Raw genomic sequence first — 11,647 nt, 5'->3', positions numbered from 1 at the left:
CCGTCCGGGGGGGGGCGCCGCACCACCTGCTGTTGGTCATGGCGTTCCCGGTCGCGGCCATCGGTGTCCCCCCGCGACGTGAACCGGGGCTGGATTCATGGCGAGATCACGGCTTGGAGAGCGTGACGATCATCTTTCCGGTGTTGTCGCCGCGCAGGACGCCGAGGAACGCCTCCAGGTTGTTCTCAATGCCCTCGACGACCGTCTCGCGGTACTTGAGTTCGCCGGAGGCGACCCAGGGGCCGACCTCCTGGACGAACTGCGGCTGCAGGTCGTAGTGGTCGCCAACGAGAAGGCCCTCGATACGGCCGCGGGTGGCGATGAGGCGGGCGAGGTTCTTCGGGCCGGGGGCGGGCTCCGTGTTGTTGTAGACGGAGATCATCCCGCAGATCGCGATACGGCCGTGCAGGTTGAGGGCGCCGATGGCGGCCTCCAGGTGGTCGCCGCCGACGTTGTCGAAGTAGACGTCGATTCCGTCCGGGGCGGCCTTCCTCAGCTGCTCGTTCACGGGGCCGCTCTTGTAGTTGAAGGCCGCGTCGAAGCCGTACTCCTCCACGAGCAGCTTGACCTTCTCGTCGGAGCCGGCCGAGCCGATGACCCGCGAGGCGCCCTTGAGCTTGGCGACCTGGCCGACCTGACTGCCGACGGCGCCTGCGGCACCGGACACGAAGACGGAGTCGCCCTCCTTGAAGGAGGCGGTGCGCAGCAGGCCCGCGTACGCGGTGAGGCCGGTCATACCGAGGACGCCGAGGTACGTGCTCAGGGGCGCGGCCTCGGAGTCCACCTTGATGGCCTGCTTGGCGTCGACCACGGCGTACTCGCGCCAGCCGAAGAAGTGCAGGACGTGGTCGCCGACGGCGATGCCCTCCGCGTTCGACGCGACGACCTCACCGACCGCACCGCCCTGCATGACCTTGCCGAGCTCGAAGGGGGCGACGTACGACTTCGCGTCGCTCATGCGGCCGCGCATGTACGGGTCCACGGAGAGGTGCTTGTTGCGCACCAGCACCTGGTCCGGGCCGGGCTGCTTCAGCTCGGCCTCGACCAGGGCGAAGTCCTCCGGCTTCGGCCAGCCGACCGGGCGGCTGACGAGGTGCCATTCGCGGTTCGTGGTGGGGAGCTCGGCCGAGTGGGTCATGGAGTGACGCCCTTCTTGGTTCGACTCTTGGTTCGACGGATCCACGCTTCAGAATGCTTCAGCATGTGAAACAACCATGCGCCTCAATATTTCATGTTGTCAAGTAACGGAGTAGCCTGTCGGCATGGGCACACAGAAGCTTCCCCCGATCGACCCACTGACCCTTGAGGTCGTCGACCTCATCGGCACGGTCGTGGCGCGCTACCACGAGGAGTACGAGGAGGCGGCGGCGGAGCACGCGCTGACAGGGGCGCAGGCCCGGCTGCTGAGCCTGCTCTCGCTGGAGCCGCTGCCGATGCGGCGACTGGCCCAGAGGCTCAAGTGTGAGCCGTCGAACGTCACCGGGATCGTGGACCGGCTGGAGGCCCGCGGGCTGGCGGAGCGGCGGCCCGACCCCGGGGACCGGCGCGTGAAGCTGGCCGCGACCACGGAGGAGGGGCGGCGGGTGGCCCGGAGCCTGCGGGAGTCCCTGCGCTTCGCGCGGGAGCCGCTCGCAGGGTTGTCGCGGGACGAGCGGATGTCTTTGCGGGGGCTACTGCTGCGCATGCTCGACGGCTCCGCCGGCACGGGAGACCCGGGTTCGGCCGACGGGTGAACCGCGGCCCGGTGGGGTCTGGGCGCGCCATTCCCCGTAGGCCCGCCGGCTAAGTGCACCACCACAGGAAGCGGTCGCACGTTTGCGACGGGCTGGGGTCCGGGTCCGGGGCCTCCGTCGTGGGGGCCGGATCCTCGCCCCCTGGGTCCGAGCTCCCGGGATCGTCCGGGGTCGCCGGATCCCCTGCGGGAGCAGACGATGTGGGATCGACCGTCGGCGACGACCGGCCGTCCGACTCCCGCCCGTCCCCGCCCTCGTCCGCGTCCTTGCCGTCCTTGCCCTTGTCCTTGTCCTTGTCCTTCTTGGACTTCTTCGTCTCCGAGGCCGAGGCCGAGGGTGACGCCTCCGGGGACTTCGCGCCCGCCCCGCCCGAGGTCCCGGCTTCGTCGTCGGACGACGACGAGCCGTCCGCGGAGGCCGAGGAACCGGACGACGCCCCGTCCGCGGCCGACGCCTTCGGCTCGGACGAGGGGGCTTCCATGCCCAGCTCGGCCAGGCTGAGCCCGCCGGCCGCGAGCAGCAGCCCCGCGCCCGCGAGCAGCACCCGCTTGCGGCGCCGCCGGTGCAGTGCTGCCCGCCGGTCGCGGCGGCTCGCGCGGACCCCGCGGCTCCCCCGGCGCCGGGACCGGCGCCCCGCGCCGCCCTCCGGCTCGTCACCCTCGCCCGGAGGGCCGTCGCGCTCATCACGCTCATCGCGCTCGCCGCGCCCGTCGGCGTTCTCCCGGTCTTCGAGAGAGGCCGCGTACTCCCGGCATGCTTCGGCCGATGTACCGCACCCCGGGCAAGCGAGGGCGCCGTTGAGGTGCCGGTGGCACGGCTGGCAATAGTCCATGTCGCCGGAAGACTAAACTCAGCGCAGGTCACGTTCACAGTCGCAGCTGTGAAAGTTCTGTGCCGAACTGGCCGTTCGGGTGTGGCCGGTTGAGGACAGGACGGACCATTCGCCCCCTTCCCCCGCCATCGCGTCTAAACCGTTATTCGCTCGGCCATTGACACCGCCACCGCCCCGTCCTTACTGTCTGGCCAGCATTTCGAACGTGTGACGAAATTTCGAACAACGCATCACCGGCATCACCGCCACCGCCGGCATCTCGAACACGACGAGCATCACCAACATCACGAACAGAGCCGTAAAGCAGCCGCAGAGCACAACAAGGGGCAATTTCCGTGCGCATCACCGGAATCAGCACACACGTGGTCGGGACGCCATGGCGCAACCTGACCTATGTCCAGGTGCACACCGACGAGGGCATCACCGGAGTCGGTGAGACCCGCATGCTGGGGCATACCGACGCGCTGATCGGCTATCTGCGCGAGGCGCAGGCCAATCACATTCTCGGTTCCGACCCCTTCGCTGTCGAGGACCTCGTGCGTCGCATGAAGTACGGCGACTACGGGCGGGCCGGCGAGATCGTGATGTCCGGCATCGCCGTGATCGAGATGGCGTGCTGGGACATCAAGGGCAAGGCCCTGGGCGTACCCGTGTGGCAGCTGCTGGGCGGCAAGGTCACCGACCGCGTGAAGGCGTACGCGAACGGCTGGTACACCACGGAGCGCACTCCGGAGGCGTACCACAAGGCGGCTCAGGCGGTCGTCGCGCGCGGGTACAAGGCCCTGAAGATCGACCCGTTCGGGACGGGTCACTTCGAGCTCGACCACGAGCAGTCGCTGTACGCGGTCTCGCTGATCGAGGCGGTCCGGGACGCGATCGGCCCGGACACCGAGCTGATGCTGGAGATGCACGGCCGCTTCTCGCCGGCCACGGCCATCCGGCTCGCCCGCGACCTCGCGCCCTTCAAGCCGGCCTGGCTGGAGGAGCCGGTCCCGCCGGAGAACCTGAAGGCGCTGGAGAAGGTGGCGGCGAGGGTCGACATCCCGGTCGCGACCGGTGAGCGTATTCACGACCGCATCGAGTTCCGCGAGCTCTTCGAGAGCCAGGCCGTGGACATCATCCAGCCGGATGTCGGCCACATCGGCGGCATCTGGGAGACCCGGAAGCTGGCGGCGACCGCCGAGGCGCACTACGTGCTGGTGGCGCCCCACAACGTGGGCGGCCCGGTCCTCACCGCCGCCTCTCTCCAGGTCGGCTTCACCTCCCCGAACTTCAAGATCCTTGAGCACTTCAACGACTTCGCGGACGCGGACATCAAGAAGGTCGTGAAGGGCGCCCCGCAGGTCGTCGACGGCTACTTCGAGCTGTCCCACGAGCCCGGTCTCGGTGTCGAGCTCGACACCGACGCGGCGGCGGAGTTCCCGCAGCAGCAGGCGCGCTTCGACCTGTGGGCGGACGGCTGGGAGCAGCGCAAGCCGAAGGGCGGAGCCAAGTGACGGCGCCCGGCACCGAGTTGCACAGGGGGCTGTGGCAGGCTGTGCACCGCCGCCGGACGCCGCTGTGGTCATGCGCCGCGGCAGCCCGGAGGGGACACCGCTCCTTCGTAACCCCGCCCCGCCCCACCGCCCCGGAGCCGTCATGAGCGCCCCCACCCAGGCCGTCGTCATCGAGGGGCCCGGCGAGCACCGGCTGGCCCCCCACGAGCCCACGGCCCCCGCCGCCGGCGAGGCCCTCGTACGGGTCCACGCGAGCGGCATCTGCGGCAGCGACCGTGAGGTGTACCAGGGCAACCGCCCTGAGGGGTACGTCCGATACCCGCTGACGCCGGGCCATGAGTGGTCCGGCACGGTCGAGGCGGTCGGCGCCGGGGTTCCGCAGGGCCTCGTGGGCCGCAAGGTGGTGGGCGAGGGGTTCCGCAACTGCCAGGTCTGCGACCGCTGCCACGAGGGCGAGACAACGTTGTGCACGGCCGGCTACGAGGAGACGGGCTTCACCCAGCCCGGCGCCATGGCCGGCACGCTCACGCTGCCCGCCCGGCTGCTGCACGTCCTCGCCGACGACGCCGATCTGACGGCGGCGGCGCTCCTGGAGCCCGCGGCCTGTGTCGCGGCGGCGGCGCTCAAGGCGAACGCGCGGCCCGGCGAGCGGGTGGCGGTCGTCGGCACCGGGACGCTGGGCATGTTCGCCGTGCAGTTCCTGAAGGCGGGTTCGCCCTCGGAGCTGCTCGTGGTGGGCACCCGTCCGGACCGCGAGGAGCTCTCGAAGACCTTCGGTGCCACCGAGTTCCGTACCCGGGACCAGGAACTGCCCGACGACTTCGACGTGGTGATCGAGACCGCCGGTTCCGCGACCGCCGCGACCACCGCCGCCTCCCTGCTGCGGCGCGGCGGGCGTCTGGTGCTCACGGGCATCCCGGCCCCGGGCGCCGAGGGTCTCGACCCCACCGACCTCGTCGTACGGCAGCTGGAGGTGCACACCGTTTTCGGGGCGCCGCCGGAGGCCTGGGCGCACACGGTACGCGTCTTCGGCGCCGGCCTCCTCGACCCGCTTCCGCTGGTCACGCACGAACTGCCGTTGGACGAGTTCGCCCACGCCATCGAGCTGGTGGGATCGGGCGATCCGAAGGTCGGCAAGGTGCTGCTGCGGCCTTAGCGGGCCGCTGGTGGATCACCAGCAGCCCGTGGGTCCGCGATGCCGGCCGACCCCGCGATCCGTACGCCGGTGCGGAGACCTGACGCTCCGTACCGGCGTACATCCACCGGCACGAACGATGTCCGACATGTCGAATGCATTCTTTGCCAGAGCTAAGGAAAGCTTGTGACCGACGCTTCTCCCAAGGCGGCCCGTCGACCCGGTGAGCAGGCGCTCGCCGCGCTCGGCCTGGGCGCGCCCGCCCTGTCGCCCGCCGACGCCTCACCGCACGCCTTCCCGGGAGGCGGCCGTTGGCGCACCGAGATCCCCTCCTGCGAGGGGCCCGAGGCGCTGGCCGTGGTCCTGAAGGAGGCCTCGCGGCTCGACGTGCCGATCCACCGGATCAGCCAGGGCAGTGGCATCTGGATGCTGACCGACGCCGAGATCACCGAGATGGTCGACGCCACCGCCGAGCGCGACATCGAGCTCTGCCTCTTCACCGGTCCGCGCGGCACGTGGGACATCGGCGGCTCGACGCGTACCGACTCGCGGGGCGGCGGCACCCGGGCCCGCGGTCACGATGCGGTCGCCGGCTGTCTGGAAGACGCCGTCCGTGCAACGGAGTTGGGCGTAAAGTGCCTCCTCGTGGCTGACGAGGGCGTGCTGTGGACTCTGCACAGGGCCCGTGTCGCCGGGATCATCCCGGCCGACACCACGCTCAAGGTCTCGGCGCTCATCGGTCCGGTCAACCCGGCCGCGTACGCCGTGTACGAGCAGCTCGGCGGAGACTCCGTCAACGTGCCCAGCGACCTCACGCTGGACCACCTGACGGAGATCCGCAGGGTCAGCGCGGCTCCGATGGACATGTACATCGAGGCACCCGACGATCTTGGCGGTTACGTGCGCATGTACGAGGTGGCCGAGCTGATCAGACGTGGCGCACCGCTGTACCTGAAGTTCGGTCTGTCCAAGGCTCCCGGGATCTACCCGTACGGTCACCACATGAGGGACCTGACGCTGTCCACGGCACGGGAGAGGGTGCGGCGCGGTCGGCTCGCCCTGGACCTGCTGGCGCGACACGGGGCGGACGGCGACATGGCGCCGCTCGGCTCGCGACTGCCGGGAACACTCCAACGGTTTGGTATTCCCTCATAACGTTCCGAGCACACCCTCTTCACAAAAGACGACGCGGCCGAACACAATCGCACATACCTCCTCTCGGCCGTTCCTCGCTCCAACTCCCCCACAACTCAAGGCCGAGCCCCGTCAGAGCATCAAGGAAGATGATCATGCGTAGTCGCAAGGCAGCCCTCTCCGCCATAGCCGCGGCAGCCTCCCTCGCCCTCACCCTCTCCGCCTGCGGGCAGGACAGTGACGGCGGCAGCGAGAACGGCAAGGGAGAGTCGAAGAAGGGTTCCACCGTCGGTATCGCCATGCCGACCAAGTCCTCCGAGCGCTGGATCGCCGATGGCGCCAACGTGGAGAAGAACCTCAAGGCGGCCGGCTACAAGACCAAGCTGGCCTACGGCGAGGACGACACGGACACCCAGGTCTCGCAGATCGAGAACATGATCACGCAGGGTGTGTCCGCGCTGATCATCGCGGCGATCGACAACAAGTCGCTCGACAACGTTCTCCAGCAGGCCAAGGACGCCGACATCCCGGTCATCTCCTACGACCGCCTGATCCTCAACTCGCCGAACGTCGACTACTACGCGTCGTTCGACAACGAGAGGGTCGGCGAGCTCCAGGGCGGTTACATCGCCGAGAAGCTCGGCCTGAAGGACGGCTCCAAGAAGGGCCCGTTCAACCTCGAGCTCTTCGCCGGCTCGAACGACGACAACAACACCCAGTACTTCTTCAACGGCGCGATGAAGATCCTGCAGCCGTACATCGACAAGAAGCAGCTGGTGATCAAGTCGGGCCAGACGAAGATGAACCAGGTCACCACCCTGCGCTGGGACGGCGGCACCGCCCAGAAGCGCATGGACGACCTGCTGACCTCGGCGTACAAGAGCGACAAGGTCGACGCGGTGCTCTCGCCCTACGACGGCATCTCCATCGGCATCCTGTCGGCGCTCAAGTCGGACGACTACGGCTCCAAGAGCAAGCCGCTGCCGGTCGTCACCGGCCAGGACGCCGAGGTCGCCTCGCTGAAGTCGATCAAGGCGGGCGAGCAGACGGCGACCGTCTTCAAGGACACCCGCGAGCTCGCGAAGGTCGCCGCGAACATGGTCGACTCGGTGCTCAATGACAAGAAGCCCAAGATCAACGACACCAAGTCGTACAACAACGGCACGAAGGTCGTGCCCGCGTTCCTGCTGACCCCGGTGAGCGTCGACAAGACCAACTACCAGAAGGTCGTCATCGACTCCGGCTACGTCAAGGCCGGCGCAGTCAAGTAACCGCCACCCCCTAGGGATTGGAAGGCACGACCATGGCGGGACCCGTCCTGGAAATGCGCTCGATCATCAAGACCTTTCCGGGCGTCAAGGCGCTGTCGGACGTTTCCCTGAGCGTCCGTCCGGGCGAGGTCCACGCCATCTGCGGTGAGAACGGCGCCGGAAAATCGACCCTCATGAAGGTGCTCTCCGGCGTCCATCCGCACGGAACCTACGAGGGCGACATCCTCTTCGAGGGTGAGCCCTGCACGTTCAAGGACATCAGGGCGAGCGAGCAGCACGGCATCGTGATCATCCACCAGGAGCTCGCCCTGGTGCCCTACCTCTCCATCGCGGAGAACATCTTCCTCGGCAACGAGCACGCCACGCGCGGGTTCATCAGCTGGAGCGAGACGCTGAAGCACGCGACGGAGCTGCTGCGCAGGGTCGGGCTCGACGAGCACCCGGACACCCGCGTCGCCGACATCGGCGTGGGCAAGCAGCAGCTCGTCGAGATCGCGAAGGCGCTGTCGAAGAAGGTGAAGCTGCTGATCCTCGACGAGCCGACGGCGGCTCTGAACGACGAGGACAGCGGCAAGCTCCTGGAGCTCATCCTGGGTCTCAAGGACCAGGGCATCACCTCGATCATCATCTCGCACAAGCTCAACGAGATCGAGACGGTCGCGGACTCGGTGACGATCCTGCGCGACGGGCGGTCCATCGAGACCCTCGACGTGAAGGCCGCCGGGACCACCGAGGACCGGATCATCAGCGGCATGGTCGGACGCGACCTCGACCACCGCTTCCCGGAGCGCACCCCGCACGAGCCCGAGGTGGGCGCCGCACCGGCACTGGAGATCCGCAACTGGACCGTGCGCCACCCGATCGACCAGCAGCGCAAGGTCGTCGACGACGTGTCGATCCAGGTGCGCCGCGGGGAGATCGTCGGTATCGCCGGGCTCATGGGCGCCGGGCGCACCGAGCTGGCGATGAGCGTCTTCGGGCGCACCTACGGCCGGTACGCGGGCGGCACCGTCCTCAAGGACGGCACGGAGATCCGTACGAAGACCGTGTCCGACGCGGTCAAGCACGGGATCGCGTACGTGACCGAGGACCGCAAGCACTACGGCCTCAACCTCATCGACACCATCAACCGGAACATCTCGCTCAGCGCGCTGGGCAAGGTCTCCAAGCGCGGTGTCGTCGACGAGCACGAGGAGCGGCAGGTCGCCGAGGGCTTCCGCAAGTCGATGAACATCAAGGCGCCGACCGTCTTCGAGCCGGTGGGCAAGCTGTCGGGCGGCAACCAGCAGAAGGTCGTCCTCAGCAAGTGGATCTTCGCGGGACCCGACGTGCTGATCCTGGACGAGCCGACCCGTGGCATCGACGTGGGCGCCAAGTTCGAGATCTACACGGTCATCGACAAACTGGCCGCCGAGGGCAAGGCGGTCGTCTTCATCTCCTCCGAGCTGCCCGAACTGCTCGGAATGTGCGACCGCATCTACACGATGGCCGCCGGACGGCTGACCGGTGAGGTCCAGCGGGCCGAGGCCACGCAGGAAGTGCTGATGCGCCAGATGACGAAGGACAAGAGGTAAGACCGATGAGCACGAACGTGACCGCCAAGTCCCCCGCGCCGGCGCCTGCCGGCAAGGGCGGCTCGACCGGGGGCGACGGCCTGCTGCACCTGATGATCGACGGCATGCGCCGCAACATGCGGCAGTACGGCATGCTGATCGCGCTGGGCCTGATCGTGGCGCTGTTCGCGGTGTGGACGGACGGCGACCTGCTGCTGCCGCGCAACATCTCCAACCTGGTGCTGCAGAACAGCTACATCCTGATCCTCGCGATCGGCATGATGCTCGTCATCATCGCGGGCCACATCGACCTGTCGGTCGGCTCGCTCACCGCCTTCGTGGGCGCGGTGGCGGCCGTACTGATGGTCAAGCACGACATCCCCTGGCCGCTGGCCGTGGTGCTGTGCCTGCTCCTGGGCGCCGCCGCGGGAGCCGCGCAAGGGTTCTTCATCGCGTATCTCGGCATACCGTCCTTCATCGTCACCCTCTCGGGCATGCTGACCTTCCGCGGTCTGACGGAGATCTTCCTGGAGGGCCAGACGCTCGGCCCGTTCCCCAAGGGTCTGCAGAAGGTCTCCAACGGCTTCCTTCCCGAGGTCGGCCCGGACACCAACTACCACAACCTCACGCTGCTCCTCGGCTTCGCCGTGATCGCCTTCGTGGTGATCCAGGAGGTCCGTGACCGCAGGCGCCAGCAGGAGTTCGCGCTCGAAGTACCGCCCACCAAGCTGTTCCTGCTGAAGATCGTGGCGCTGGTCGCCGCCGTGCTCACGGTGACGATGATGCTCGCCAGCTACAAGGGCGCCCCGGTGGTGCTGATCATCCTCGGCGTCCTCGTCGTCGGCTTCGGCTATGTGATGCGCAACGCCGTCATCGGCCGCCACGTGTACGCGATCGGCGGCAACCTGCCCGCGGCGAAGCTGTCCGGTGTGCGGGACAAGAAGGTCACCTTCCTGGTCTTCCTCAACATGGGCATGCTCGCGGCGCTGGCCGGTCTGGTCTTCGCTGCCCGCTTCAACGCGGCCTCGCCGAAGGCCGGTGTGAACTTCGAACTGGAGGCGATCGCCGCGTCGTTCATCGGCGGCGCGTCGATGAGCGGCGGCGTGGGCACGGTCCTCGGTGCGATCATCGGTGGTGTCGTCCTGGGCGTGCTCAACAACGGCATGAACCTCGTCGGTGTCGGCAGTGACTGGCAGCAGGTCATCAAGGGCCTGGTGCTGCTCGCGGCGGTCGGCTTCGACGTCTGGAACAAGCGCAAGGTCGGTTCGTAACGCGCAGGTGGGGCCCCGTGGACGTACAGTCCACGGGGCCCCATTTTTCTTTGTGCTTTCCTTTGTGCGCGACAGGAACAGGCCACTGGGCGCGACAGGAACAGTCCACGTCTCGGGAAGATCAGGAACCGGTGAAAGAACTCTTTGGCGAACTCGCCGACGGAACGAAGGTCCACCGCTGGGCGCTGGAGAACGGCGGCACGCGGCTGAAGGTCCTTTCGTACGGCGGCATCGTCCAGTCCCTGGAACTCCCCGACCGCCACGGCCGGTACACCAACATCTCCCTCGGTTTCGACACGATCGAGGCGTACGAGACGTCCAGCCCGTACTTCGGCGCGATCATCGGCCGGTACGGCAACCGCATCGCCAAGGGCCGGTTCACCCTCGACGGCGAGGACAGGCAACTGCCGGTCAACGACGGCGGACACCACCTGCACGGCGGGCCCGAGGGCTTCGACCGTCAGGTCTGGGACGTGGAGGAGTTCGATTCCGCCTCCGGCGTGGGCCTGATCCTGCGCCGCACCAGCCCCGACGGCGAGATGGGCCACCCCGGCACGCTGACCACGAAGGTCACCTACACCCTCACCGGGCAGGGCGACTGGCGTGTCGACTACGAGGCGACCACCGACCGGGCCACGGTCGTCAACCTCACCAACCACGTGTACTGGAACCTGGCCGGCGAGGGCGGCGGCTCCGTCCACGACCACGTGCTGATGATCGCCGCGTCCCGCTACACGCCGGTCGACGCGGGTCTCGTCCCGACCGGCGAACTCGCCGACGTCGCGGGCACACCCTTCGACTTCCGTCTGCCGAAGCCGGTCGGGGCGGACCTGCGTCGGGCCGACCCACAGCTCCTGCACGCCAAGGGCATCGACCACAACATGGTCCTCGACAAGGGACTCACCGAACGGCCCGAGCACATCGTGAACCTCCGGGAGCCGGTCTCCGGCCGCACCCTGAAGATCGCGACGACCGAGCCGGGCGTGCAGCTCTACACCGGCAACTTCCTGGACGGCACCCTCGTCGGCCCCGGTGGCCGGGCCTACCGGCAGGGCGACGCGCTGTGCCTGGAGACCCAGCACTTCCCCGACTCGCCGAACCGCCCGGAGTTCCCGTCGACCGTACTCAGGCCGGGCGAGACGTACCGCTCGACGACGGTGCACTCGTTCGGCTCGTGACCCGCCTTCACAGCAGGTTCACAACTTGCACATCAATTCACAGT

10 protein-coding genes are annotated in these 11,647 nt (G+C 68.2%); 8 read left to right on the top strand and 2 right to left on the bottom strand.

Annotated features, from left to right (window positions below; all coding sequences use genetic code 11):
* Positions 1-106: 106 nt before the first annotated feature.
* On the bottom strand, positions 107-1,138 hold the full coding sequence (locus tag AB0D14_RS17585) for an NADP-dependent oxidoreductase (protein ID WP_362779695.1): 1,032 nt from the start codon (positions 1,136-1,138) through the stop codon (positions 107-109).
* 124 nt (positions 1,139-1,262) lie between these two features.
* On the opposite strand from AB0D14_RS17585, the gene AB0D14_RS17580 reads away from it, so the two are divergent.
* A complete protein-coding gene (locus AB0D14_RS17580; protein WP_362779693.1) occupies positions 1,263-1,733 on the top strand; it encodes a MarR family transcriptional regulator in 471 nt (156 codons plus the stop codon).
* Positions 1,734-1,782: 49 nt separating this feature from the next.
* On the opposite strand, the gene AB0D14_RS17575 is transcribed toward AB0D14_RS17580, so the two are convergent.
* Positions 1,783-2,565 (bottom strand): hypothetical protein, encoded by a 783-nt coding sequence (locus AB0D14_RS17575; RefSeq protein WP_362779690.1) that lies wholly within the window; start codon positions 2,563-2,565, stop codon positions 1,783-1,785.
* A 335-nt stretch (positions 2,566-2,900) separates the two neighbouring features.
* On the opposite strand from AB0D14_RS17575, the gene AB0D14_RS17570 reads away from it, so the two are divergent.
* The 7 genes from AB0D14_RS17570 (at position 2,901) to AB0D14_RS17540 (ending at position 11,603) form a co-directional block, all read left to right on the top strand.
* The gene (locus tag AB0D14_RS17570; RefSeq protein ID WP_362779688.1) at positions 2,901-4,061 is read left to right on the top strand and encodes a mandelate racemase/muconate lactonizing enzyme family protein; all 1,161 of its coding nucleotides are present in this window, start codon (positions 2,901-2,903) and stop codon (positions 4,059-4,061) included.
* A 142-nt stretch (positions 4,062-4,203) separates the two neighbouring features.
* Positions 4,204-5,217 carry an alcohol dehydrogenase catalytic domain-containing protein gene (locus AB0D14_RS17565; protein ID WP_362779686.1) on the top strand — a complete coding sequence of 338 codons (1,014 nt, stop codon included), beginning with the start codon at positions 4,204-4,206 and terminating at the stop codon, positions 5,215-5,217.
* Between the two features lie 165 nt (positions 5,218-5,382).
* Complete coding sequence (locus tag AB0D14_RS17560) at positions 5,383-6,351, top strand: hypothetical protein (RefSeq protein WP_362779683.1); 969 nt, start codon at positions 5,383-5,385, stop codon at positions 6,349-6,351.
* A gap of 134 nt (positions 6,352-6,485) precedes the next feature.
* A complete protein-coding gene (gene chvE / locus AB0D14_RS17555; protein WP_362779680.1) occupies positions 6,486-7,601 on the top strand; it encodes a multiple monosaccharide ABC transporter substrate-binding protein in 1,116 nt (371 codons plus the stop codon).
* Between the two features lie 32 nt (positions 7,602-7,633).
* Positions 7,634-9,175 carry a multiple monosaccharide ABC transporter ATP-binding protein gene (mmsA, locus tag AB0D14_RS17550; protein ID WP_362779677.1) on the top strand — a complete coding sequence of 514 codons (1,542 nt, stop codon included), beginning with the start codon at positions 7,634-7,636 and terminating at the stop codon, positions 9,173-9,175.
* 5 nt (positions 9,176-9,180) lie between these two features.
* Complete coding sequence (gene mmsB / locus AB0D14_RS17545; protein WP_362779675.1) at positions 9,181-10,425, top strand: multiple monosaccharide ABC transporter permease; 1,245 nt, start codon at positions 9,181-9,183, stop codon at positions 10,423-10,425.
* 131 nt (positions 10,426-10,556) lie between these two features.
* On the top strand, positions 10,557-11,603 hold the full coding sequence (locus AB0D14_RS17540; protein WP_362779672.1) for an aldose epimerase family protein: 1,047 nt from the start codon (positions 10,557-10,559) through the stop codon (positions 11,601-11,603).
* The last annotated feature ends 44 nt before the right edge of the window (positions 11,604-11,647 follow it).

This window comes from Streptomyces sp. NPDC048484 (assembly GCF_040651415.1).
Classification (GTDB): domain Bacteria; phylum Actinomycetota; class Actinomycetes; order Streptomycetales; family Streptomycetaceae; genus Streptomyces.
The sequence above is the reverse complement of the archived record's forward strand: the minus strand, read 5'-3'. Positions and strand labels throughout refer to the sequence as shown.